This window comes from Klebsiella sp. 141162 (assembly GCF_050600755.1).
Taxonomy (GTDB): Bacteria; Pseudomonadota; Gammaproteobacteria; order Enterobacterales; family Enterobacteriaceae; genus Klebsiella; species Klebsiella aerogenes.
This window is the reverse complement of the sequence record NZ_JAQIRI010000001.1, coordinates 355,404-380,667: the sequence shown is the minus strand read 5'-3', so window position 1 is coordinate 380,667 and position 25,264 is coordinate 355,404. Positions and strand designations below refer to the sequence as shown.

23 protein-coding genes are annotated in these 25,264 nt (G+C 57.6%); 6 read left to right on the top strand and 17 right to left on the bottom strand.

The window, feature by feature from the left end; all coding sequences use genetic code 11:
- The first annotated feature begins 39 nt into the window (after nt 1-39).
- Nucleotides 40-153 (top strand): protein YohO, encoded by a 114-nt coding sequence (locus PGR23_RS01740; protein ID WP_015365743.1) that lies wholly within the window; start codon nt 40-42, stop codon nt 151-153.
- On the opposite strand, the gene PGR23_RS01735 is transcribed toward PGR23_RS01740, so the two are convergent.
- The 5 genes from PGR23_RS01735 to bglX form a co-directional block, all read right to left on the bottom strand.
- Entirely contained in the window at nt 128-865 is a 738-nt protein-coding gene (locus PGR23_RS01735; RefSeq protein ID WP_047044871.1) for an ABC transporter permease, read from the bottom strand. The two genes, PGR23_RS01740 and PGR23_RS01735, sit on opposite strands and share 26 nt — an antisense overlap.
- Nucleotides 862-1,797 carry an ABC transporter ATP-binding protein gene (locus PGR23_RS01730; protein ID WP_213797420.1) on the bottom strand — a complete coding sequence of 312 codons (936 nt, stop codon included), beginning with the start codon at nt 1,795-1,797 and terminating at the stop codon, nt 862-864. Before PGR23_RS01730 ends, PGR23_RS01735 begins: the two co-directional genes overlap by 4 nt.
- Nucleotides 1,790-2,947 carry an ABC transporter permease gene (locus tag PGR23_RS01725; protein WP_396279529.1) on the bottom strand — a complete coding sequence of 386 codons (1,158 nt, stop codon included), beginning with the start codon at nt 2,945-2,947 and terminating at the stop codon, nt 1,790-1,792. The genes PGR23_RS01730 and PGR23_RS01725 overlap by 8 nt, the downstream gene beginning before the upstream one ends.
- 6 nt (nt 2,948-2,953) lie before the next feature.
- Nucleotides 2,954-3,871 (bottom strand): glycine betaine ABC transporter substrate-binding protein OsmF, encoded by a 918-nt coding sequence (gene osmF, locus PGR23_RS01720; RefSeq protein WP_396279528.1) that lies wholly within the window; start codon nt 3,869-3,871, stop codon nt 2,954-2,956.
- Between the two features lie 146 nt (nt 3,872-4,017).
- A complete protein-coding gene (gene bglX / locus PGR23_RS01715) occupies nt 4,018-6,315 on the bottom strand; it encodes a beta-glucosidase BglX (RefSeq protein ID WP_369049821.1) in 2,298 nt (765 codons plus the stop codon).
- A gap of 201 nt (nt 6,316-6,516) precedes the next feature.
- Between bglX and dld the strand changes: the two genes are divergently transcribed.
- A complete protein-coding gene (gene dld / locus PGR23_RS01710; protein ID WP_315711220.1) occupies nt 6,517-8,250 on the top strand; it encodes a D-lactate dehydrogenase in 1,734 nt (577 codons plus the stop codon).
- A 92-nt stretch (nt 8,251-8,342) separates the two neighbouring features.
- Nucleotides 8,343-8,897: a GNAT family N-acetyltransferase gene (locus PGR23_RS01705; RefSeq protein ID WP_015365736.1), complete on the top strand. Its 555-nt coding sequence runs from the start codon at nt 8,343-8,345 to the stop codon at nt 8,895-8,897.
- 43 nt (nt 8,898-8,940) lie between these two features.
- On the opposite strand, the gene pbpG is transcribed toward PGR23_RS01705, so the two are convergent.
- Both pbpG and PGR23_RS01695 read right to left on the bottom strand, forming a co-directional pair.
- Nucleotides 8,941-9,891, bottom strand: a complete 951-nt coding sequence (gene pbpG, locus PGR23_RS01700; RefSeq protein WP_161799877.1) for a D-alanyl-D-alanine endopeptidase — start codon at nt 9,889-9,891, stop codon at nt 8,941-8,943.
- A 174-nt stretch (nt 9,892-10,065) separates the two neighbouring features.
- A complete protein-coding gene (locus PGR23_RS01695) occupies nt 10,066-10,653 on the bottom strand; it encodes a Yip1 family protein (protein WP_045391252.1) in 588 nt (195 codons plus the stop codon).
- A 154-nt stretch (nt 10,654-10,807) separates the two neighbouring features.
- Between PGR23_RS01695 and PGR23_RS01690 the strand changes: the two genes are divergently transcribed.
- Entirely contained in the window at nt 10,808-11,401 is a 594-nt protein-coding gene (locus tag PGR23_RS01690) for a DedA family protein (RefSeq protein WP_047044885.1), read from the top strand.
- A 27-nt stretch (nt 11,402-11,428) separates the two neighbouring features.
- Here PGR23_RS01690 and mdtQ read toward each other — a convergent pair whose 3' ends face one another.
- Nucleotides 11,429-12,868 (bottom strand): multidrug resistance outer membrane protein MdtQ, encoded by a 1,440-nt coding sequence (gene mdtQ, locus PGR23_RS01685; RefSeq protein WP_315711221.1) that lies wholly within the window; start codon nt 12,866-12,868, stop codon nt 11,429-11,431.
- 124 nt (nt 12,869-12,992) lie between these two features.
- On the opposite strand from mdtQ, the gene PGR23_RS01680 reads away from it, so the two are divergent.
- Nucleotides 12,993-13,727: a class I SAM-dependent methyltransferase gene (locus tag PGR23_RS01680; RefSeq protein ID WP_315711222.1), complete on the top strand. Its 735-nt coding sequence runs from the start codon at nt 12,993-12,995 to the stop codon at nt 13,725-13,727.
- Between the two features lie 39 nt (nt 13,728-13,766).
- On the opposite strand, the gene PGR23_RS01675 is transcribed toward PGR23_RS01680, so the two are convergent.
- From PGR23_RS01675 to mhbT, 9 genes are all read right to left on the bottom strand, one after another.
- Nucleotides 13,767-15,161: a glycoside hydrolase family 1 protein gene (locus PGR23_RS01675; protein ID WP_315711223.1), complete on the bottom strand. Its 1,395-nt coding sequence runs from the start codon at nt 15,159-15,161 to the stop codon at nt 13,767-13,769.
- Between the two features lie 15 nt (nt 15,162-15,176).
- Nucleotides 15,177-17,144: a PTS beta-glucoside transporter subunit IIABC gene (gene bglF / locus PGR23_RS01670; RefSeq protein ID WP_380377571.1), complete on the bottom strand. Its 1,968-nt coding sequence runs from the start codon at nt 17,142-17,144 to the stop codon at nt 15,177-15,179.
- A gap of 28 nt (nt 17,145-17,172) precedes the next feature.
- Nucleotides 17,173-18,006, bottom strand: a complete 834-nt coding sequence (gene bglG, locus PGR23_RS01665) for a transcriptional antiterminator BglG (RefSeq protein WP_032712035.1) — start codon at nt 18,004-18,006, stop codon at nt 17,173-17,175.
- A gap of 210 nt (nt 18,007-18,216) precedes the next feature.
- Nucleotides 18,217-19,149, bottom strand: a complete 933-nt coding sequence (gene dusC / locus PGR23_RS01660; RefSeq protein ID WP_045391272.1) for a tRNA dihydrouridine(16) synthase DusC — start codon at nt 19,147-19,149, stop codon at nt 18,217-18,219.
- A gap of 74 nt (nt 19,150-19,223) precedes the next feature.
- Entirely contained in the window at nt 19,224-20,417 is a 1,194-nt protein-coding gene (locus PGR23_RS01655) for a 3-hydroxybenzoate 6-monooxygenase (RefSeq protein WP_396279527.1), read from the bottom strand.
- 12 nt (nt 20,418-20,429) lie between these two features.
- Nucleotides 20,430-21,074 carry a maleylacetoacetate isomerase gene (gene maiA / locus PGR23_RS01650; RefSeq protein WP_047077005.1) on the bottom strand — a complete coding sequence of 215 codons (645 nt, stop codon included), beginning with the start codon at nt 21,072-21,074 and terminating at the stop codon, nt 20,430-20,432.
- Nucleotides 21,075-21,082: 8 nt separating this feature from the next.
- Nucleotides 21,083-21,784, bottom strand: a complete 702-nt coding sequence (locus tag PGR23_RS01645; protein WP_047044903.1) for a fumarylacetoacetate hydrolase family protein — start codon at nt 21,782-21,784, stop codon at nt 21,083-21,085.
- Nucleotides 21,785-21,801: 17 nt separating this feature from the next.
- Nucleotides 21,802-22,839 (bottom strand): gentisate 1,2-dioxygenase, encoded by a 1,038-nt coding sequence (gene gtdA / locus PGR23_RS01640; protein WP_045391279.1) that lies wholly within the window; start codon nt 22,837-22,839, stop codon nt 21,802-21,804.
- Nucleotides 22,840-22,850: 11 nt separating this feature from the next.
- On the bottom strand, nt 22,851-24,209 hold the full coding sequence (gene mhbT, locus PGR23_RS01635; protein ID WP_396279526.1) for a 3-hydroxybenzoate transporter MhbT: 1,359 nt from the start codon (nt 24,207-24,209) through the stop codon (nt 22,851-22,853).
- Between the two features lie 127 nt (nt 24,210-24,336).
- Here mhbT and PGR23_RS01630 point away from each other — a divergent pair, with 127 nt between their 5' ends.
- Entirely contained in the window at nt 24,337-25,242 is a 906-nt protein-coding gene (locus PGR23_RS01630) for a LysR substrate-binding domain-containing protein (protein WP_063415378.1), read from the top strand.
- Nucleotides 25,243-25,264 lie beyond the last annotated feature (22 nt).

The window sequence follows — 25,264 nt, the reverse complement described above, 5'->3', positions numbered from 1 at the left end:
TTCACCGTATAATCCCTCCGTTAACAAAAGGAGCCTATCATGAAGCCTGCGAAAATCGCGGTCATTACCCTCTTCTTATGCATGGCCATCGGCGGGATCGGCGGCGTCATGCTGGCAGGTTACTCGTTTATTGTTCGCGGCGGTGTCGGCTGATCCACTGGTTCAGCCGTTCAAAAAAGCGGTCAATTATGATCGCGGCGAGCGCCACCAGCAGCGCCCCTTGCAGCACATAAGCGGTATTAAAGCCGCTGAGACCGATAATTATCGGCGTGCCGAGGGTGTTGGCGCCCACCGTTGAGGCAATGGTTGCTGTACCAATATTGACGATGGTCGAGGTGCGGATCCCGGCCAGCATCACCGGCGCCGCCAGCGGCAGCTCCACCTTGCACAACCGCTGCCAGCCGCTCATCCCCATCCCCTCGGCAATATTCAATACCCCAGGCGATATCGAACTTAATCCAGCCAGCGTCCCCTGCAGCACGGGCAATATTCCGTATAGCGCCAATGCGATAAGCGCCGGCTGCCAGCCGAAGCCCATCACCGGTACCGCGATCGCCAGTACCGCTACCGGCGGAAATGTCTGTCCCATGGCGGCAATAGTTTCCACCAGTGGACGAAACTCTCGCCCGGCGGGTCGGGTGACGATAATCCCTGCCCCCACGCCGATAACCGTCGCGGCAATGCTTGAGAGCGCCACCAGCCAAAAGTGGGCCAGCGTCAGCGCCAGAAAACTCTCCTGCTGATAAACCGGGCGCGGCAGCTCCGGAAACAGCCAGCTAAACAGCGGCGCGCTGTGGGGCAATACCAGCAGCAGCGCGATAAACAGCGCTACCAGCCACAGTAGCGGATCGCGAAGCGCCTTCACATCGTGCCCCTATCGTGTAGCAGGTCTGCAAAGTGCAACGTACCGCACGCTTCACCCTGTTCATCGACCACCGGCAAAACGTCGCGGCGGTGAGCGACAAACTGCGACAGCGCCTCGCGCAACGTCATCGAGACGTTCAGCGCATCGCCTGCCAGCCGTTCATCCCGCCGCAGGTAATCCCCAACGCCGCGTAGCGAGAGCAGCCGAACGCCCAGTTCGCTACGGCCAAAGAAGGTTTCAACAAAGGCGTTTTTCGGCTGCAGTAGCATCTGCATAGGTTCCCCCTGCTGCACCACTTCGCCGCTGTCCATCAGCACCAGGTGATCCGCCAGGCGTAGCGCTTCGTCGATATCATGGGTGACGAGCACGATCGTGCGCCCAAACAGACGATGAATGCGCAGCATCTCCTGCTGCAGCGCTTGGCGGGTGACCGGATCCAGCGCGCCAAATGGCTCATCCATTAACAGCACCTCCGGGTTGGCTGCCAGCGCCCGCGCCACACCAACGCGCTGCTGCTGGCCGCCGGAAAGCTGATGCGGGTAGCGATCGCGTAGCAGAGGTTCCAGGCCAAGTAACGCCATGAGTTCATCAACCCGCTCGGTAATTTTTCCGCGCGGCCACTTTTGCAGCTGCGGCACGGTGGCGATATTCTGCGCCACCGTCCAGTGTGGAAACAGGCCGATAGACTGAATGGCGTACCCCATACGGCGGCGCAGCGCCAGCAGCGGCTGTCGACGGATATCCTCGCCGGCGAAGCGTATCACTCCACTATCCTGTTCCACGAGTTGATTAATCATCTTCAGAGTGGTCGATTTTCCGGAGCCGGAAGTACCAATCAGCACGGAAAACGCGCCTTCGCGCAGATGCAGATTAAGATCCTTCACCGCCGGCTGTCCGGCGAAGGCCTTGTTCACCCCGGCGAATTCAATCATGCGCCTCTCCTTTTAATAACGCGCCCCACAGTGCAAACACGGCATCCACGACTACCGCCAACGCAATCGTCGGAATGACGCCCAGTAGCACCAAATCCAGCGCGCTGCTGAGGAGCCCCTGAAACACCAAAGCGCCGAAGCCGCCCGCGCCTATCAGCGCCGCCACCACCGCCATACCGACGGTCTGCACGCTGACGACCCGCAGGCTACGCAGCAGAATCGGTAGCGCCAACGGCATTTGGACCTGGCGAAAACGCTGTCCGCCGCTCATTCCCATCGCCATCGCGCTTTCCAGCGCCTCCCGCGGCACCTGCTGTAGTCCGCTCACCACCCCGCGCACCAGCGGCAATAACGCGTACAACACCAGCGCGATCAGCGCCGGCGCCATCCCGGTTCCAGAAATACCTATATTCCCCAACCACGGAAAATGGCGGGTCAAACCGGCGAGCGGCGCGATCAACAAACCGAATAGCGCCACCGAGGGAATAGTTTGAATCACATTAAGGAAGGTAAATACTGGCGCCTGCCAGTGCGGTCGCCGCCAGAGGGCGAAGCCTATCGATAAACCCAATAATAATCCGGGTAGCAACGTCCCGAACAACAACCATAGATGCTGACGCAGCGCGTCATTAAAGACATCCTCGCGGTTAGCATATTCTTTCAGCAAAGAGAGTTGATCGAGGGCCCCATGCCACAGCAGCAGGCACGGTAGCAACCAAAGCTGCGCATTCAGCAGCCAACGCCATAAAGCGTGCGGAGTCAGTCGGCGGATAGTATCGCTGGCAAGCAGCAGGCATAGCGCGAGAGCAAGCCATAATCCGCTGCCAGGAGAGGTACGCGCCAGCGGGGAACCCTGTTGCACTAGCTGTAGCGCGATGTCTCCGGCGCCCCACATTAGTAGTGGCAGGAGCAAATCGGCAATCAGCAGACTTCCTAACAGCGCCAGACGGCCAGGGATCCAGCACAATAACAACAGCAACAGCCCGCCCGCCAGCTGCGCCGCCGCCAGCCACGGCATTTGCGTCCAGAGCCAGCGCGCTTCACCGGAGAGCAGACGATTAGGGGCATAAGTAACAAACGGCAGCGCCGCCACGGCCAACAGCAGTAGCGTGAGCAGCAGCGCCACGCGGTTATAACAACGAATAGTCACCAGTCCTTACTTCAGCAGCCCTTTTTGTTGCAGGTAATCGGCGGCAACGCTCTTCGCGTCACGCCCTTCAACGGCAATACTGGCGTTTAGTTTCTGCAATGTTTTTTCATCGAGGCTAGCGAACACCGGCTCCAGCCACTGCGCCATCTGCGGATACGCCTTCAGCACCGCGTCGCGCACCACCGGCGCCGGCGCGTAAATGGGCTGTACGCCTTTTGGATCGCTCAGGGTTTGTAACCCCAGCGCCGCCACCGGCCCATCGGTACCATAGGCCATCGCCGCGTTAACACCGGAGGTTTGCTGTGCCGCCGCTTTGATCGTCACTGCGGTATCGCCGCCAGCCAGCGACAACAGCTGATTCTGATTAAGCTTAAATCCGTAAGCTTTTTCAAATGCCGGCAGGGCATCGGCGCGCTCGATAAACTCCGCGGAAGCCGCCAGTTTAAAGTCGCCGCCCTTCTGTAGATAGGCGCTAAGATCGGCCAATGAAGTAAGATGATTTTGCTCTGCCACTTCCTGTCGCACTGCGATAGTCCAGGTATTATTTGCGGGGGCCGGGGTCAGCCAGATCAGCTTGTTTTTTTCCGCGTCCAGCTTCTTAACTTTTTCATAGCCCTGTTTGGCGTTTTTCCACGCCGGGTCATTTTCATCTTTAAAGAAGAAAGCACCGTTGCCGGTATATTCCGGATAGATATCCAGTTCACCAGCGGTAATCGCTCCGCGAACCACCGGCGTGGTGCCAAGCTGGACTTTATTGACCGTTTTCACCCCATGGCTTTCCAGCACCTGCAAAATGATATTGCCGAGCAGCGCCCCTTCCGTATCGATTTTCGAGCCCACCTTCACCGGTTCCGCCGCCTGCAGCGGCAGGCTAAGCAGGGCTGCAAGCGCCATTACACCTAACCATTTCATTGCCATCATCATCCCGCTTCCCTCATTTTTATACGCTTCGCTTACAGAAGCTTAAGAGAAAAGCGTAGTCCATTTGGCCATTTAACGAAAAAGAAAAGGCCGATTAATCGGCCTTTCAGGTGTAACACCCGGTTTATCCCTTTTTACTGGGCTCGCGACTACAGCAGCTCAAATTCGCTCTGCTTAACGCGGGCGGAATCGACGCCGATAAAGACGTTAAATTTGCCCGGTTCGGCAACGTATTTCATCTGCTGGTTCCAGAACTTCAGCGCTTCAACATCAATCGGGAAGCTGACAGTTTGCGTCTCGCCCGGCTTGAGATTCACCTTCTTAAAGCCGCGTAGCATTTTCACCGGCCGGCTCATCGACGCGGTCACGTCCTGCAGATAAAGCTGGATCACCGTCGCCCCTTCACGTTTGCCGGTGTTGGTCACCTGCACGCTGGCGGTCACGCTGCCGTCGCGCGGCATCGTCGGCGCCGACATTTTGACATCGGAAACGCTAAAGGTGGTGTAGCTCAGGCCATAGCCAAATGGATACAGCGGGCCGTTCGCTTGATCGAAATAACGCGAAGTGTATTTATTCGGTTTTTCCGGATTATACGGACGGCCGGTATTCAGATGGCTGTAGTAGGTCGGGATCTGCCCCACCGAACGCGGGAAGGACATCGGCAGCTTACCGGACGGGTTGTAATCGCCAAACAACACATCGGCGATCGCATGGCCGCCTTCAGTACCGGCAAACCAAGTCTCCAGCAGCGCATCCGCCTGCTGATCCTCTTTCACCAGCGCCAGCGGACGCCCGTTCATCAGCACCAGCACCAGCGGTTTACCGGTCGCTTTCAGCGCGCTAATCAGATCGCGCTGACTTTGCGGCAGGGTGATATCGGTACGGCTGGAAGCCTCATGCGCCATACCCTGCGCTTCGCCCACCACCGCAACGACCACGTCGGACTGTTTCGCCGCCGCCACGGCCTCATCGATCATCTCCTGCGGCGAACGTGGGTCGACCTGCACCGCTTTCTCATACAGGTTAAGGAAATCGACAATGCCTTTATCGTCGGTAACGTTAGCGCCTTTGGCATAAATCACTTTGCCTTTATCGCCCAGCGCCTCTTTGATGCCGGTCAGCACGGTGACCGACTGATCGGCCACGCCCGCCGCCGACCAGCTGCCCATCATGTCGCGCTTGCTATCCGCCAGCGTGCCCACCACCGCGATGGTACCGGATTTTTTCAGCGGCAACGTATCGAGACGATTTTTCAGCAGCACCAGGCTTTCTCGCGCCACTTCGCGCGCCTCTTTACGATGCAGACGGCTTTCGGCGTTGGTGTCCTGCGGGTCGGACGCTTTCGGCCCCAGATGGCTGTACGGATCGTTGAACAGCCCCATGTCATACTTGACGTTGAGCACGTGGCGGGTAGCGTCATCCAGTTCAGCCATCGTCACCTTGCCGGATTTCACCAGCCCCGGCAGATATTTGCTGTAGTACTCATCGCTCATGCTCATGTTGATACCGGACTTCAGCGCGACGCGCACCGCGTCTTCCGGGTCGGAGGCGACACCGTGTTTAATCAACTCTTTGATGGCGCCATGGTCGGAAACGGTGATGCCTTTGAAGCCCCACTGGTCGCGCAGGACGTCTTTCAGCAGCCAGGAATCGGAAGTGGCCGGGGTACCGTTGAGCGAGTTTAGCGCCACCATCACCGCGCCGCTGCCGGCATCGAGACCGGCTTTATACGGTGGCATGTAGTCGTTGAACAGGCGCTGCGGGCTCATATCGACGGTGTTGTACTCTTTACCGCCTTCAACCGCGCCGTAGGCGGCGAAGTGTTTAACGCTGGTCATCACCGAATAGCGGTCTGCCGGGCTCTTGCCCTGCATCGATTCCACCATCGCTTTACCCATCACGGTGGTCAGGTAAGTGTCTTCGCCAAACCCTTCAGAGGCGCGGCCCCAGCGCGGGTCGCGAGAAACGTCGACCATCGGCGCCCAGGTCATATTAAGACCATCGTCAGCCGCTTCGTAGGCCGAGATACGCCCGACGGTATTCACCGCGTCGAGATTAAAAGAGGAGGCCAGGCCGAGGCTTATCGGGAAGACGGTACGCTGGCCGTGCAGCACATCGTAGGCGAAAAACAGCGGGATCTTCAGGCGGCTTAGCTGCATCACCTGATCCTGCATCACGCGGATATCAGGCCGGGTCACGGTATTAAAAATCGCCCCAACCTGACCGTTTTTGATCATTTCCCGGATCGCTTCTTTCGGGTTATCCGGGCCAACGCTGATTAAGCGCAGCTGACCGATTTTTTCATCGACCGTCATTTTTTTCAGCAGTTCGCTAACAAACGCATCTCGCGCCTCAGGCGTCAGCGGATGGTTACCAAACAGTTCATCGGCCAGCGCGGGTTGCAGCGCCAGGCTCACGGCGACGCCAACAGTACACAACCATTTCATTATTATGTATCCCTCTTTGATTCGGTGCTAATAACCCAGCGAAAACGCAGCAAAAACCGCAGTTTGCCATATATATAAACAACGCGCCCGTAGAATGCTAAGGTTCTTATCTGATTTATAGAAACATTCATACACCAAATTGTCATACAAAGCGGTATGCTAACAGCGATATAGCTTTCCTGTGCCCACAAGGAGTGAATCATGTCATCTGCAACAACAATAAATAACCCTCCCTTTTTGGCGGAACTGGCGCGGCTGGTTGGCTCCTCGCATCTGTTAACCGATCCGGCGAAAACCCAGCGTTACCGAAAAGGTTTCCGCTCCGGCCACGGCGATGCGCTGGCGGTGGTGTTCCCCGGTACCCTGCTTGAACTATGGCGGGTGCTCAGCGCCTGCGTACAAGCTGACAAAATTATCCTGATGCAGGCGGCGAATACCGGCTTGACCGAAGGCTCCACCCCGAGCGGCAATGATTACGATCGCGAAATCGTCATTATCAGCACGCTGCGTCTGGACAAGCTGCACCTGCTGGATAAGGGCGAGCAGGTGCTGGCCTACCCTGGTACCACCCTCTATTCACTGGAAAAAGCGCTCAAGCCGCTGGGCCGCGAACCGCACTCGGTGATCGGCTCTTCTTGCATCGGCGCATCGGTTATCGGCGGTATCTGTAACAACTCCGGCGGATCGCTGGTGCAGCGCGGACCGGCCTATACCGAAATGTCGCTGTTTGCGCAGATTGACGCCGACGGCAAACTGAAATTAGTCAACCATCTGGGAATCGATTTAGGCGCGACGCCGGAACAAATCCTGAGCCGCCTCGACGACGATCGTATCACCGATGCCGACGTGCAACACGATGGCCGCCACGCCCACGATCACGATTACGTCACCCGCGTGCGCGATGTCAACGCCGATACTCCGGCTCGCTATAACGCCGACCCGGACCGCCTGTTCGAATCCTCCGGCTGCGCCGGCAAGCTGGCGGTCTTCGCCGTCCGTCTCGATACTTTTCCAGCGGAAAAACGCCAGCAGGTGTTCTATATCGGCACTAACCAGCCGGAAGTGCTCACCGAGATCCGCCGCCACATCCTCGCTGAATTCAATAATCTGCCGGTGGCCGGCGAATATATGCACCGCGATATTTACGATATCGCCGAAAAATATGGCAAAGATACCTTCCTGATGATCGATAAGCTCGGCACCGACAAAATGCCGTTCTTCTTCACCATGAAGGGGCGTACCGACGCGATGCTGGAAAAGATCTCCCTGTTCAAGCCGCACTTCACCGACCGCTTTATGCAGAAGCTCGGTCATGCCTTCCCGGCGCACCTGCCGGAGCGTATGAAAACCTGGCGCGATAAGTACGAACATCACCTGCTGCTGAAGATGGCCGGCGACGGCATCGAAGAAGCGCAGAAGTGGCTTACGGAATATTTCCAGCAGGCCGAAGGCGATTTCTTTGTCTGTACCGCGGAAGAAGGCAGCAAGGCATTCCTGCACCGCTTCGCCGCCGCCGGCGCGGCGATCCGCTATCAGGCGGTACATGCCGACGAAGTGGAAGATATTCTGGCGCTGGACATCGCCCTGCGCCGCAATGACACCGACTGGTTCGAACATCTGCCGGCGGAAATCGACAGCCAGCTGGTCTACAAGCTCTACTATGGCCACTTTATGTGTCACGTCTTCCACCAGGATTACATCGTGAAGAAAGGGGTCGACGCGCACGAACTGAAGGAAAAAATGCTGGATCTGTTGAAAGCGCGCGGCGCGCAGTATCCGGCGGAGCACAACGTCGGCCATCTGTATGAAGCGGCGGAGAGTTTAAAGCGCTTCTATCGCCAGAACGATCCCACCAACAGCATGAATCCGGGTATCGGCAAAACCAGCAAACAAAAATACTGGGGCGAGGCGCAGAAGCCAACGGAAGCACAATAATCGTTAACCAGGACTGTTCAGCCGCGGGACTTCTGTATTACGCTGCATGCCGGAGAAAAAGACTCTCCGGCCAATTAGCTTGAGGAGCCCCCATGTCCGCCAAGGATAAGTTACAAGACGCCGACTTAGAGATCCGCGAAGCGCTGCCCGATGACGCGCATGCGATTGCCGCGCTGTACGTCTGGCACGTGCTTAACGGCCGCGCCTCGTTTGAAGAGATCCCGCCTACCGTCGACGAAATGCGCAAGCGAATTAAAACCGTGCGCGATAACGGGCTTCCGTGGCTGGTCGCGCTGTGGCGCGGCACCATTGTCGGCTACTGCTATGCCACCTTTTACCGCCCTCGCCCGGCCTATCGCTATACGCTGGAAGAGTCGATTTACGTCGAGTCCGGCATGGGCGGGCGCGGCATCGGCAGCGCGCTGCTGACGCGCCTCATCGCGCAGTGTGAACAGGGGCCGTGGCGGCAAATGCTGGCGATTATCGGCGACGGCCACAACAACGCCGGCTCGATTGCCATTCATAAGAAATTTGGCTTTACCGTTGCCGGACAGCTGCGCAGCGTCGGCTATAAGATGGGCGACTGGCGCGATACCCTCATTATGCAGCGCCAGCTTGGCGACGGCGACTGGACGTTACCGGAGTGATATTAGAATTCCCGGATTGCAGCGCAATCCGGGGAAGGACAAATTAATCGTTCTGCGCGGTCTGCGTGCCGCCTTTCAGCATCGCTTCCGCCATCTGCGCTTCGCGCTGCTTTTTATAGCTCAATGCGGAGGCCGGAACCGGCATCACCTTGCCGGTTTCAATCCAGGTCCGTAAACGACTGGCGTCGGCAAAATGGGTGTATTTGCCAAACGCGTCCATTACCACCAGCGCCACCGGGCGTTGATTAATCACCGTACGCATAATCAGGCAGTGGCCGGCGGCGTTAGTAAAGCCGGTTTTGGTCAGCTGAATATTCCAGTTATCGCGATACACCAGATGGTTGGTATTGCGGAACGGCAAGGTATAAGCCGGATGCGCAAAGGTGGCGGTATCTTCTTTGGTGGTGCTTAGCTGGCCGATCAGCGGATATTGTTCGCTGGCGATCAGCAGCTTAGTCAGATCGCGCGCCGTGGAGACGTTATGCACCGACAGGCCGGTCGGCTCAACATAGCGTGTATGGGTCATCCCCAGCGCCTGCGCTTTGGCGTTCATCGCGCGGATAAAAGCGTTATAACCGCCAGGATAGTGGTGCGCCAGGCTGGCGGCGGCGCGGTTTTCCGAGGACATCAGCGCCAGCAGCAGCATATTGCGGCGGCTGATTTGGCTGTTAAGACGCACGCGGGAATAGATACCTTTCATCTCCGGCGTCTGGCTGATATCAACGGTCAGCATCTCGTCCAGCGGTAAATGCGCATCCAGCACCACCATGGCGGTCATTACTTTGGTGATCGACGCCATCGGGCGCACCAAATCGGGCTGGCTGGCGTAGATGATTTTCTTGGTCGCCAGATCGACGATCATCGCGCTACCGGAAGCGATATCCGGCTGGGAAGCGGCGGTTACCGCGCTGGTTTTTGCTATCGCCTGGGGCGCAAAAGGCACAGCCAGCAGCAAAGTCAGGCTGAGCAAGGAAATTCGAAAATTCGGCATCATGGGCATTCTGAAAAGTATTTTTGCACGCTATTGAACGTACGCCGCGGCGTAAAGTGGGCTACGCCGCTGGCAAACGCCATCATACCGCGTCATAACGCCCTGAGGCCAATAAGAATCGTGAGTAAATGCTGCATTGCCGACATAATTATTCATTTCTGCCGGCAATGCATCTGATTAGAAGAGTCGGTACCCGTAGCCCCACAGCACGACGGTGATCGCCAGCAGCACTTCCAGCACCAGCACCCCGATAGCCAGGGTTGAGCTGGCGAAGCTGAGCCCCTCTTCCTTATTAATACTCAGAAAGGTCGGAATACCCAGATACAGCAGATAACCGGTGTAAAACAGCGCGATGGTGCCTATTAACGCGCACAGCCATACCAGCGGATAGAGCGCCACGATCCCGCTTAAAAACAGCGGCGTCGCGACGTAGCCGGCAAAGACCATACAGCGTTTCAGAGACGGCTGTTGCGGATAGCTCCTGGCCATCCACCAGATCACCCGCCCCATCACCGCCACCCCGGCCAGCATCACGGCATAAAACAGTACCGCTAATACCAACCCGGTCATCAGTGAAAGCTTAATCACCGTGCCGTCGCCGAAGTTCCAGCCGAGCTGCGTCGTACCGATAAAGGCACAGATAACCGGAACCGCCGCCATCACCAGCACATGGTGGGTATAATGGTGCGAAATGGTTTCATTTTCACTCTTGATCACGCTCATCTCTTGATTAGGATGAGAGAAGAGTCCCCAGACATGGTTCATAGCGTCCCCCTTGTCACGGCTTCGTACAGCACTGATACAAGTATAATTCACTCTGTAGATTATTTTGTGTACAGCGATAAAAATGCGCTTCAGACCGTTTTAATCATCAGGGTGTATGATTAAGGGACTGGTAATAGTAGGGGTTTATGTTTATATGGATATCAATCACCTGATTTCCCAATACGGCTACGCGGCGCTGGTTATCGGCAGCATCGCAGAAGGTGAAACCATCACCATCCTTGGCGGCGTGGCGGCGCATCAGGGTCTATTGAAGTTTCCTTTGGTGGTCGTTGCCGTAGCCTTAGGCGGCATGATCGGCGATCAGCTACTCTATTTTCTGGGGCGCCAGTTCGGCGGCAAGCTACTGCGTCGCTTCTCGCGGCAGAAGGCGCGGATCCGGAAAGCGCAGCGCCTGATTCAGCGGCATCCCTATCTGTTCGTTATCGGCACCCGCTTTATGTACGGCTTTCGGGTTATCGGCCCGGTCTTGATCGGCGCCAGTCGCTTGCCGCCGAAAATTTTTCTGCCGCTGAATATTTTCGGCGCCATCGTTTGGGCGCTGATTTTTACCACCCTCGGCTACCTTGGCGGCGAGGCGATAGGCCCATGGCTACATCATCTCGATCAGCACATCAAACACTGGGTCTGGCTGATCCTGGTGGTGGCGCTGGTAGTCGGAGCTCATCTGTGGCTGAAACGCCGGGAAGCGAAAAGAAAAGCGGAAGATACAGAGGATGATAATGAATAGCGGCGCCGCGCGCCGCTATTGACGCCGTTATTTCGTCGTCTGGTGATAACCGCCGCCCAGCGCGGAAGTCAGCTGAATGCTGGCGTCCAGCCACTGGCCGTGCAGGCGCAGGGCGGTGATTCGCTCCTGTAGCGCAGGTAGCTTCGCCATACTCACGCGGGAACCGGGTAAGATTCCCGCATTCATCCGCGCCTGGGCGAGATTGACCACCCGCTGCGCATCTTTCTCCACCTGCTGCTGCTGCTGGTTTTTCTCCATCAGCGTCTCTACCTGGCTTGCGGTTTTCGCCACCTGGTTCACCGCATCGACTACGGCTTTGTTGTATTTAGCGATCGACAGGCCGTTCTGCGCGCTGGCGATATCGAGATTGGCATTCAGCCTGCCGCTATCAAAGATAGGCAGCGTCAGCCCGGCGGTCACGCCCATCTGCTGCGCCGAATGACGGAACAGATCGCTTAAATGCAGCGCATCCTGCTGCAGGAACGCCATCAGGTTGATATCCGGATAAAACGCCGCTTTCGCCGCATCAATTTCGCTCAGCGAGGATTCGATATACCAGTGGGCTTCCTGCAGATCCGGACGGCGGGCCAGCAGTTCATAGCCCAGTTCGCTCGGCATCTGCGCGCTGACCGCGGGCAGCGGCGCCGCTCGCAGATTGAGCGACTGGCTCTGGCTGTTGGTTAACGCCATCAGCCGCGCTTCAATCTCTTTCATATTACCCGCCACGTCGGCCAGCTGCTGATCGGTTTTGCTGACGTTAATGTCGTTCTCCGCCCCTTCGGCGGAGTTGGTGATGCCACGCTGATAGAGCGCGGTATCGACGCTAACAATATTATTCTGTTCGCTTTTAACCTGCTGCAGCACCGTTTTTACCGCCGCTTCGGTCTGCCACTGCCAGTACAGGCGCGCCACGCTGCTGGCCAGCAGCTCGCGGGTCTGCGCCTGCTCGGCGAGCTGGGCTTTCACTTCGCCGATGCGCGCTTTCACCAGCGCGCGGTTTTTCCCCCACAGGTCCAGATCCCAACCGGCGGTCAGGCCAAAGGTACCGTTGGTATACCAGGGTCCGGTATTGCCGTCGGTGTCGGTGGCGAATGGCCCCATCAGGCCTTCCGCGGACATTTTCTGTCGTTCGATATCGGCGGAGAAATCCATCTCCGGACCGAGATTCGCCTGAGACATTCGCGCCTGCGCTTCGGCCAGCTTGATGCGCTGCGCGGCAATTTGCATATCCGGAGCATTGGCTAACGCGCGCTGAATCAGATTATCCAGTTGGGCATCGTGGTAATCTTTCCACCAGTCGGTATGCGGCCAGCCATTTTTTACGGAGGCGGGCAGATCCATCGAAACGTGAGATGCCGGGGTTTGCTGCTTTAAAGGGCCGCCAATGTCATGCGATGGCGCGCAGCCAGCCAGCGCGATGGCCAGTGGCAGTGCCGCCAGCACGCTTTTGCTCAGTGTAAGATTCATTCTTCGGGTCGGGTTACTTATAAAGGTTGGTCATCATAAATTAATTGAATGACGGTCGTTAAGTAAAGCGTGTGCATTGACAATGAGTCAGCTAAAAATAAACAAAGTTATTATTGGAGTTGCAATGAGTCAGAACATTTATGACGATCCCGGTTTCTTTGCCGGTTACGCCACCCTTGACCGCTCGGTGAAGGGTCTTGACGGCGCGCCGGAGTGGCCGGCAATTCAGCGCCTGCTGCCAGCGTTAGATGGCCTGCGGGTGGTCGATCTCGGCTGCGGATACGGCTGGTTTTGCCGCTGGGCGCAGCAACAGGGAGCAAAACAGATAATCGGTTTCGATCTCTCCAGCCGGATGCTGGAGCGGGCGCGGGAGATGACCGCCGGCGAGACTATCGAATATCGCTGCGCCGACCTGCAAACCCTGACGCTGCCTGCGAATAGCTGCGATCTGGTCTACAGTTCGCTGGCGCTGCATTATCTGCCGGACGTCGCGCCGCTGTTCGCCATGCTCTATCAGGCGCTGGTTCCCGGCGGTACGCTGGTCTTTTCCGCCGAACACCCCATCTATACCGCGCCGCTGCAGCAGGGTTGGCAGGTAGATGAACAGGGGCAAAAACGCTGGCCGGTGAGCCACTATCAGCAGGAAGGCGAACGTATCAGCAACTGGTTTGCCGAGGGGGTGATTAAACAGCATCGCAAACTCTCAAGCTGGATTAACGCGCTTATCGCCGCCGGTTTTGTGCTGGAGCAGCTTGATGAGTGGGGCCCGAGCGCCGAGCAAATCGCCGCCCAACCGGCGCTCGAGGAAGAGAAAGAGCGTCCGATGATCTTTTTACTGCGCGCCGGTAAACCGGCTTAAACGGCATGCGGCCCGGAAAAAACCGGGCCGCCGAACAGCTTATTCCTGCAGACTACCGCCGTTGCTGGCAATCACCGCCTGATACCAGGCGAAGCTTTTCTTCTTACGCCGTTCGAGCGTCCCCTGCCCGAGATCGTCACGATCGACATAGATAAAACCGTAGCGCTTGGACATCTCGGCCTTCGACGCGCTAACCAGATCGATTGGCCCCCAGCTGGTAAAGCCCATCAGTTCGACGCCGTCAGCAATGGCTTCGCGCGCCTGCACCAGATGATCGTTGAGATAGCTGATGCGATAGTCATCGTTGATGCTGCCGTCGGCTTCGATTTTATCCTTCGCCCCCAGACCATTTTCAACGATAAACAACGGCTTCTGATAGCGGTCCCACAGTACGTTCAACAGCGTACGCAGCCCCAGCGGGTCTATCTGCCAGCCCCACTCTGAGCTTGCCAGATGCGGGTTCGGCACCATGCTGAGAATGTTGCCGCGCGCCTGCTGGTTCAGCGCTTCATCGGCGGTGACGCAGCCGGTCATATAGTAGCTAAAGGAGATAAAATCGACGGTCTCTTTCAGCGCTTCCCGGTCGTCGTCGGTGATGGTCAGCGTAATATCGTTTTCGCGGAAATAGCGCTGCATGTAGCCCGGATAGGCGCCACGGCACTGCACATCGCCGAAGAACTGCCAGCTGCGGTTTTGCTGCAGCGTTTCAAAGACATCTTCCGGCTTGCAGCTCAGCGGATACATCAACCCGCCGAGCAGCATATTGCCAATTTTCCCTTGCGGTACCAGTTCATGACAGGCTTTGACCGCCAGCGCGCTGGCCACCAGCTGGTGGTGGATAGCCTGATAGACTTCGCCTTTACTGCTACCGGCCGGCAGGCCGACGCCGGTCATTGGCGCATGCAGCGACATATTAATTTCGTTAAAAGTGAGCCACAGCTTGACCTGATTTTTATAGCGGCTGAATACCGTCCGGGCGTAGCGCTCGAAAAAGCCAATCACCTCGCGGCTGCCCCAGCCGCCATAGTTTTTCACCAGCGCCCACGGCATCTCGTAGTGCGATAGCGTCACCAGCGGAGTGATGTTGTGCGCGGCCATCTCGGCAAACAGCTTGTCGTAGAAGGCCAGCCCGGCTTCGTTCGGCTCGGCGTCATCGCCGTTCGGGAAGATACGCGTCCAGGCGATCGAGACCCGCAGACAGTTGAAGCCCATCTCAGCAAACAGCGCGATATCCTGCGGGTAACGATGGTAAAAATCGATCGCCACATCTTTAATACCGCTGTCGCCGGCGACGCGCTCCACGACGTCGCCGAATACCCCCTGCGGCTGCACGTCGGAGGTGGATAAACCTTTGCCATCTTCCAGATATGCGCCTTCGACCTGATTTGCCGCGGTGGCGCCGCCCCATAAAAAGCCCTGCGGGAATGTTTTCATCGCTCTCTCCTGTGATTAATGGCTAACGGACAACAGCGGCTGGCCGGCATCCACGACGCTCGCGGACACAATCTCAACGCTACGGTAATCATCGCTGTTGCTGATAATAATCGGGGTCGCCAGGTCGTAACCGGCGTCCAGAATGGCCTGACGATCGAACTCCAGCAGCAGATCGCCGGCCTGAACTTTGTCCCCCTCTTTGACATGGGCGGTAAACGGTACGCCGTCGAGTTTGACGGTATCAATGCCGACGTGGATCAGTAGTTCAATGCCGCTGTCGCTCAGCAGGCCGATGGCGTGTTTAGTCTGAAACAGTGAGGCGACCTCGCCAGAAAACGGGGCAATGACCTTGCCCACCGCCGGAATAATGGCTACGCCTTTGCCCAGCAGGCCGCTGGCGAAGGTGCTATCCGGCACCTGATCGAGGGCCAGTACGCTGCCGGACATCGGCGCCAGAATATCGTTTTCCGCCGCAGGCGCGATGACGACCGCCTGTTCTGCCTGGCTGCGCGGCAAGCCGGCGAAGAAGGTCAATACGCAGGCGAGAATGAAAGCCACGCCGGTGCCAATGAGACCGCCCCACACGCTAAAATCAATGCCGCCGGGCGGGATCATCTGTGCCGGAAAGAAAATGTTCGGCACCCCAAAGGAGTAGGCGTAGCTATTACTGAAGGCGGTAATCGCGCCGCCAATCGCGCCGGCGATACATCCGAAGATAAACGGGCGACGTAACGGCAGCGTCAGGCCATAAATGGCAGGCTCAGTGATGCCAAACAGCCCGGCGGAAAACGCGGAACCGGCCAGCATCCGCTGACGCGAATCGCGCGTGGCCAGCAGTATCCCCAGCACGGCGCCCACCTGGGCTATCACCGCCGGCAGAATGATCGGCAGCATGGAATCATGCCCCAACACGGTCATGTTATTGATCATCAACGGTATCAGCCCCCAGTGCAGGCCGAAGATAACGCATACTTGCCATAGCGCGCCCAGCACTGCGCCTGCCAGCCATGGGGCAAAAACGTAGATAACCTGATAGCCATTGGCAATCATGTGGCTCAGCCAGGTCGCCAGCGGGCCTATCACCAGAAAGGTCAGCGGCACTACCACCGCCAGACAGATTGCCGGGGTAAAAAAGTTCTTCATCGCCGACGGCAGCACCGCGTTACTCTTCCGTTCGAGCCAGCAGCAGACCCAGGAGGCAAGAATAATCGGGATCACCGAGGAGCTATAATTGATATAGGTCACCGGTATACCGAGAAAATGCTCCACGGGCGCCCCCGTCTGACTGGCTTCAAAGGCCTGCATCATCAGCGGGTGGGTTAACGCGCCGCCGATCACCATTGAGATAAACGGGTTGCCGCCAAACTTTTTGCCGGCGGTGTAGCCAAGAAACAGCGGGAAGAAAAAGAACAGCGCGTCGCTGGCGGCAAACCAGATTTTATAGGTCCCCTGCTGCGGCGTGAGCCATCCGCAGGTTAGCGCCAGCGCCAGCAGTCCTTTCAGCAGACCCGTCGCCGCCATCACGCCAATAAAAGGGGTAAAGATGCCGGAGATGATGTCGATCAGCTGACTTAATACCGAGCTTTTCGCCGCTTTCTCCTGCGGCACCGGTTCGCTGTCGTCACTTAAACCCGCCTGCTGGCGCACTGCCAGCCAGACATCGTGGACATGGTTACCGATGACCACCTGAAACTGGCCGCCGCTTTCGACTACCATGATCACACCAGGGTTCGCCTTCAGCCCTTCGGCATCGGCCTTCGCGTTATCTTTCAATTTGAAACGCAGACGTGTCGCGCAGTGAACCAGACTCACAATATTCTCTTTGCCGCCGACGCGGTGAAGAATATCCTGCGCGAGTGCTTTATATTCCATGCTCTTTTCCTTACTGCCGCTGCCCACAGACAACCGGCGACTGAGTAGTAAAAATAAAAAAACCCGAGAACCACGCCGGTTGGCGTCGCGCTCAGGTTTTGCCTGCATCATGCAGTAACAATCCAGTTTTGTGGGGGGATTAACGCCCCTCTTTTCTTACCCGCTCGATATGAATGGCAAGAAACATAATCTCTTCGGTGGTCAGCGCCCGTTGATAATTCTTTTGCAGGTGCTTCGCCACCGTTTCCGCACACTTCCACGCTTTGGCGTAGTTATCTTTCACCGCACTGTGCAGCGTAACGTCGTCATCCTGCACTACCGTTCGCGTTAACATGCGCTGGGCGAAAAACTTCAGATGGGTCACAAAGCGCTGGTAGCTGAGCGACTCTTCATCGTAGTTAAGCTGCAGCTGGTACTTCACCAGTTGCAGAATCTCCTGCATCACCCGCGTTACGTGCATCACTTCCGGCATTTCGCTGTTGAGCTGCGCCGTCACCAGATGCAAAGCGATAAACCCGGCTTCATCCTCGGCAAGCTCGACGCCCAGCCGGCGGGCGATGATGGCCCTCGCCTCCTGACCCAGTTCGAACTCCTTCGGATACAGCCGTTTAATCTCCCACAACAGCACGTTGCGAATCGCGACGCCGTTTTTCTGCCGCTCAATGGCAAAGTGACAGTGGTCAGTTAAGGTGATGTACAAACTTTCCTGTAACTTTCCCAACCGCCCGCGGGCCAGCTCGATGATACGATCGCAGGTGGTCATTACTTCTAACGGTATCTGACTGAGTAATTCGCCTAAGCGGCCAACCAGTTCATCGCTTTGTAAGGCGAAGACTTTTTCAATTTTACTTTCGTCCAACGAGTCGCCCACGCGCTTTTGAAAGGCCAGCCCTCGCCCCATCACCACCTGTTCGCGCTGCTGCTCGTTGACCACTACCACCACGTTATTATTAAGTACTTTGGCGATTAGCATATGAACCCCAGAAACAAAAAAACCTGACCCCCGACAAATGCCAGGTAATCAGGTTTCGCCTGCCGAAGCAGTAGCAATCCAACTATTGCACTGTATCAACTTCTTGTGACGACTCAAGCGCGAGGGAATAAAAACGTGATACAGCTCGCGTCGTATCGTGCAGGAATAAGTGCTAATTAATAAAGTGCGTACGGAATAACACCGCCTTATCTAATAACGTGCAATCGCTTTCGCTATCTCTGCTGAGGTTTGCAAGGTGCGAATTTCATTAAAGAGGCCAAGCGCTTCCGTGTATTCTTTGCGTAAATAGCCCAGCCACTGCTTAATGCGCGCTACGTGATATAAACCGGTATCCCCCTGCTTTTCCAGTTGGGTATATTTTTTGAGTAACTCAACCACCTGTGGCCACGGCATACGCGGTTCATTGTATTTGATTACCCGGCTGAGATTCGGCACGTTGAGCGCGCCGCGGCCAATCATCACCGAATCACAGCCGGTAGCGGCCATGCACTCCTGCGCGCTTTGCCAGTCCCAGATTTCGCCGTTAGCAACCACCGGAATAGTCAGACGCTGGCGGATTTCGCCGATGGCCTGCCAGTTGATGCGTTCAGCTTTGTAACCATCCTCTTTGGTGCGGCCATGCACCACCAGCTCGCTGGCGCCCGCCTGCTGTACCGCGTCGGCGATTTCGAAGCGCCGTTCGCCGCTGTCCCAGCCGAGGCGAACTTTCACCGTCACCGGCAGGTGATCGGGAACCGCTTCGCGCATGGCTTTCGCCCCGCGATAGATAAGCTCGGGATCTTTCAGTAACGTCGCGCCGCCGCCGCTGCCGTTCACCAGCTTCGATGGACAACCGCAGTTTAAATCCACGCCCCAAGAGCCAAGCTCCACCGCGCGGGCGGCGTTTTCCGCCAGCCATTGCGGGTATTGCCCCAACAATTGCACGCGCACGCGGGTGCCGGACGGAGTGCGACTTTGATGGTGCAGTTCCGGGCACAGTCTGTAGAACGATTTTACCGGCAGCAGCTGATCCACCACGCGCAAAAATTCGGTGATGCACAGATCGTAATCATTAACCTCGGTCAGCAGCTCGCGCACCAGCGAATCGAGCACGCCTTCCATTGGCGCCAGTAATACACGCATATCGTTACCCGGAAAAAAAAGAGGCGCTATGGTAGCGCCTCTGTGCGTCGGTTTAAAGATCTCAATATCAGACCTTAGCGTGGTGCGAGGCAGTTATCCTCTTTCCAGCCGTAAAGCCACTCGATACCGCGGTAAAATTCATCCTGCGTTTTGCCCTTCCATAGAAGATTACGTACCTGCCGTTCGACCCCCGCCGCGTGATAAATCCGCCCCATTTCACGAGTTGACCAGACAATTCGCGCGGTACGCGGAATACGCACCGACTCGTACAGCGCGAAGGCGCGAGCGGCGTCGCCGTCGCACTGTTGCAGCGCTTTGCCTATCGTTACCGCATCCTCCAGCGCCATGCAGGCGCCTTGCGCCATATACTGCGCCACCGGGTGTGCGGCATCGCCGACCAGAGTAATGCGATCGTTGCCCCACTTTGCAACCGGCTCGCGGTCGGCGGTAGACCAGCGGCGCCAGGACGTTGGTTTGTCGAGCATTTGCCGCGGGCGGGGATGAATCCCTTTAAAGTAAGAAAGCACCTCTTCTTTGTTTCCGTCGCGCACGCCCCACTCTTCACTTTCGCGGCTATGGAAGGTGACCACCAGGTTGTACTGTTTGCCGCCGCGCAGCGGATAATGCACCAGATGACAATGCGGCCCGGCCCACAGCACCGGCGCGTTAATCCGCAGGTCTTCCGGCATGTCGGCCGCCTCGATCACCGCGCGGTACACCACGTGGCCGGTGACCCGCGGCGCATCGCCGAGCAGACTCTGGCGCACCACTGACTTCACGCCGTCGCAGCCCAGCAGAATATCGGCGGTCCAGCTGTTGCCTTTGTCATCAAAGACCGTCACGTCATCGGCGGTCTGGCGGATATCCACCACCTGAGTTGAAGTCCGGTATTCCACGCCGGGATGGGTCAGCGCGGCTTCCCAGACGGTGGCGTGAATGTCCACCCGATGGATCACCGCATACGGGCCGCCGAAATGGTCACGGAAGGCCTGGCCGGTCTCGATACGCACCACCTCTTCCCCATTCACCGCATCCATCATCGTGATATGGTCGGTAAACACCGCGCGCTGGCGCGCCACTTCGCCGACGCCGAGGCTATCCAGCGCTGAAAACGCATTCGGCCCCAGTTGAATACCGGCGCCGATTTCACCGATTTCATGCGCCTTTTCCAGCAGCATTACTTTGATTCCCTGGCGCGCCAGAGAGAGCGCCGTCGCCGCGCCGCCAATGCCGCCGCCGACGATAATTGCTCGCGTCACTTTCGCCATTTTCCTTCCTCCCTAGGCCGGAATTTTGTCTTGTTGATTTTCCGGCGCGGCGGCAATAAACGCCGGTAGCCGGGTACAGGCGTCGTAAACCGCCTGGCAGCGCGGATAATGGCTCAGATCGCACCCCATTCGCTGCGCGTTGGCCCACTGCGGCACCAGGCAACAGTCGGCGAGCGTTGGTCTATCGCCGATGCAGAAAGCGCCGGATTTCGATTGTCGCAGCAGTTGCTCCAGCGCACTCAGCCCTTGCTGGATCCAGTGGGCATACCAGCGTTTTTTGTCCGCTTCGCTGACCTTCAGCTCGTCGCTAAGGTAGCGTAAAACCCGCATGTTATTAATCGGATGAATATCGCAGGCGATGGCGTAGACCATCTCCAGCACCCGCATCCGCGCCGGATCCTCCTGCGGCAGCAGCGGCATCTGTGGGTAGTGGCGGTCAAGCCAGTCAACTATCGCCAGCGACTGGCTCAGCGATTCACCGTCATCGGTGATAAGCGTCGGCACCAGCCCCGCCGGATTGAGCCGCCGGTAGTCCAGCGCATTCTGCGCCCCGATGCGGATATTCACCCCCACGCTCTGATAATCGATGCCCTTGAGGGCCAGTGCGATGCGCACCCGGTATGAGGCAGAGCTATTAAAAAAACTGTACAGCTTCATTGTTCACCTCACACCACGCGAACGGCGATAGGCGTCAGTCCGTCTACGTTGCCGGTAATCACATCGCCCTTCACCACCGCGCCGACGCCTTCCGGCGTGCCGGTGAAAATCAGATCGCCGGGCTGCAGTTCAAAAAAGCCCGACAGATAGCTGATGGTTTCATTTACTGACCAGATGAGGTGGCGTATATCGCTACGCTGATGATCTTCACCATTCACCTGCAGCCAGATCCCGGCTTGATTCACCTCGCGCGCCTCAGCGGCTTTATGCAGCGGCGCGACAGGAGCGGAAAGATCGAATGCTTTACCTATTTCCCACGGGCGCCCCATCTGGCGCATCTCCATCTGGCGGTCGCGGCGGGTCATATCGAGTCCGGTGGCATAGCCCCAGATATATTCCTGCGCCTGCTCCAGCGGGATGTCGCGTCCCGCCTTGCCGATAGCGACCACCAGCTCAATCTCGTAGTGATAGTTGTCGGTCTGCGCCGGATACGGCAGATCCAGCGTTTCGCCAGCCGCCACCGGCACAACCGCATCCGCCGGTTTGCAAAAGAAGAACGGCGGTTCGCGATCCGGATCGAAGCCCATTTCACGGGCGTGGGCGGCATAGTTACGGCCTACGCAGTACACGCGGCGCACCGGGAACTGCTCATCGCTGCCAACAACGGGGAGACTAATCGGCGCCTGGGGAGCAAAAACGTATTGAGTCATGATGGTTTTCCTTCTTATTAATAACGCGCTTCGCGGAACAGGCCTAAGGCCTCCTGTACCGGACGGTCCGAGAAGCTAAATAACACGCACTCTTCGCAGGCGTTGAACGATACGCCGTGCCAGGTTGGCGCCACGAAGATGTCTTTCGGCTGGAATGCGAAGGTTTGTTCGCCAATCGTCACCTGGCCGCTACCTTCCACTACGTGGTAGATGGTGCTGTCGGTGGTTTTCGCCACCCGCGACCGGAACCCTTTCGGCAACAGTTGCAGGAAAGCGCCCATCGAGGGCATCGGATAGCCGCCGGTGACCGGGTTGACGTAGCGCATCTTGTAGCCGTCCCATTCGTCGGCCTCGCCAAGATGGGTCAGGTCATGCAGCGCCTCGCGGCTACGGTCGTAGCGGTAGTTAAAGATCGGCGAGGAATTTCCCACCTGATGGCGCAGCGGCAACATGTTGGCAGCGTAGCGCGGCAGGTAGTCGCCCTCTTTACGCGTCACCGGCTGCTGCTCCTGCGGATAATCTTCAGCAAAACCGCAGCCGAGATAGTTGACCAGCGGTAAATCGAGACCATCGAGCCAGACCACCGGTTCATCGCCAGGATTGCCGTGATCGTGCCAGCGCCACTGCGGAGTCAGAATAAAATCGCCGGGGCGCATTGGCGTGCGCTCGCCGTCGACGGCGGTAAACGCGCCGTGGCCTTCCACGATAAAGCGCAGCGCCGACTGATTGTGACGGTGGCTCGGCGCCACCTCGCCCGGCATGATGAGCTGCAGGCCGGCATACAGCGACGCGGTAATGGACGACTGGCCGCGCAGCTGCGGGTTCTCCAGCACCAGTACCCGACGTACCGCCTCTTTAGCGCCGATTAACTGCCCGCTTTCCAGCAGCAGCGGGCGAATTTCCTGATAGTTCCAGTACGCCGGGGCGCAGTTGGCATTCGGCGTTTGCGGCACCAGATGGTGCAACGATTCCCACAGCGGCGTCAGATTCTGTCCAGCGATATGCTGATAGAATTGCTGACGATTGCGGTTCGATTGCGGAGTAGATGGCGTCATTATTATTCTCCTCATTTATTCGCGATACCGGCAGAGGGCAGCGCGTCGGGTACAGTTCCAGGGCGGCGAACCGCCAGCATCAGCAGGATGAGCATCACCGCGCCGATCGCCGCCGGTACCGCTATAACGTAAAACAGCGTGTCGAAAGAGAGATTCATCGCCATCATCATGCCGCCGGAGAGCGAACCAACGATGGCGCCGCAGCGGCCGACGGCGTTGGACCAGCTGACACCGGTCGCGCGGCTCTGAGTAGGATAAAGCGTGGCAGTCAGCGCATTCAGGCCTACCTGCGAACCACTCACGCCGATTCCGGTGCCGAAAATCGCCAGCGCCATCAGCCACAAACCGTTTTCGCTTAAACCGATCATCACGATGCACAACGCGCCCAGGCAGTAACTCAGCGCCAGCACAAGGAAGGGATTGAAACGGTCCATCAGGATACCGAGCAACAGTGCGCCGAGCGTGCCGCCCACCTGAAACGCGGCGGTCACCCACGAAGCGTGCTGCAAATCGATACCACGATGGTTAAGCAGCGTCGGCATCCAGCTGGAGAGCAAATAGATAATCAGCAGGCTCATAAAGAACACCACCCAGAGCATCAAGGTGATTGTCAACTGGCGGCCGACAAACAGCTGGCTAATGCTGCCTTTCGGCCCGGCCGCCGGTTCATCCAGCCAGAAATGGGTTTCGGAATAGCGCTCGCCGGTGATGGCGCTGACGGTTTTGGCGATGGTCGCCTGCGGCAGTCCGCGGCGAACCTGCCAGCGCGGCGATTCCGGCAGCGCCCACAGCAGCGCGACGGCCAGCAGCAGCGGCAGGATGCCGCCTAAGGCCAGAATGCCGTGCCAGCCGATATGCGCCACCAGTTGGGCGCTCACCACGCCGCCCAGCGCCGAACCCAGCGTGAAGCCGCAGAACATCAAGGTTACTAACGCCCCGCGGCGGCGAGCCGGCAGATATTCCGAAGTCATGGTAATGGTGTTGGGCATCGCCCCGCCCAATCCCAGACCGGTGAGAAAACGCAGGATCACCAGCATTTCAAGATTCGTCGAGAACGCGGAGAGCAGGCTAAAAAAGCCAAACAACGCGACACAGAACTCAATCACCCGTTTTCGGCCAAAGCGGTCAGAAAGCGGGCCGCAGAGCAGCGCCCCGGCGGTCAATCCCAATAGTCCGGCGCCAAACAGCGGCGCGAGTTCGCTGGCGCTCAGTTGCCAGTGAACGCGGATATCGGGGGCGATAAAACCAATGGCGGCGGTGTCAAAACCATCAAGCATCACCACCAGAAAACAGCAAATAATCACACGCCACTGCAGGGCGCCAACCGGCGCTGCGTTGAGTAACGTCTGTAGTTCACGTCGTTGAGCCATAATGATGCCTCAGTGCAGGTCAGGGTAGATGTTGTATTTATTTCTTTTATGTTGCGATTTTGTAACCATGGCGATGAAATGTACAATGGCTTTTCGGGCATAGACATAACCTGGAGGTTATCGGCTGATGGCGAACTGGACGCAAAAGTTGAAGCTGCAGCATTTGAAAATGCTGGTGGCGCTGGGTGAGCAAGGCAATCTCACGCAGGTCGCGAAAATGATGAATATTACCCAGCCCGCACTCTCTAAGTGGCTGACGCAATTTGAAGAAGAAGTCGGCATGCCGCTCTTTGAGCGCCACAGTAAGGGCCTGCGCCCTTCGGAAGGTGGCAAACTGCTGCTTCAGCACGCCCAGCGGCTAATCAACGACATGTCGCGCTCGCAGTACGAGATCGAGCGCTTTAAACAAGGCGGGCTGGTCGGCAGCCTGATGATCGGCTGCTCGCCGGTGGCGACAGACTGCGTGGCGCAGGCGATCCTCGCCCTGCTTAAAGAGATGCCGACCCTGCATCTGAATATCGAAGAAAAAGTGATGACGCCACTGCTGCACGACCTGCTCTCCGGCGTGGTCGATGTGGTCGTCGGACGTGTTGGGGGGCGCGCGCTGGAACTGCCGCTCAACTACCGTGTGCTCTATACCGAACCGGTATGCTTCGTCGCCCGTCCCGATCATCCGCTGGCCAGCAGGTCCCATCTGAACTGGGCGGATCTTGCCGCCTGGCGCTGGATCGTCTGGCCTACAGGCACGCCCATTCGTCAGAGTATTGATAACGCGCTGGTCGATAACGGCGTCATGCTGCCGGAGAATACTATCGAGTCGGCCTCGATGAATGTCACCAGCAATTTGCTGCAAAGCAGCGATATGATCTCTATTCTTTCTTTGCGGCTGGCGCAGCATTACGCCGAACATGGGCAACTGGCGATTCTGAATTTGCCGCGTATTGAACAAAAAGGTAGCGTTGGGGTGTTCTGGCGCAAAAGCGAAGTGCCATCGCTGGCGCTCACTCGTTTTCTGCACTACCTCGCAGAATAAGGCCGCTGTTCCCATTTTCTAT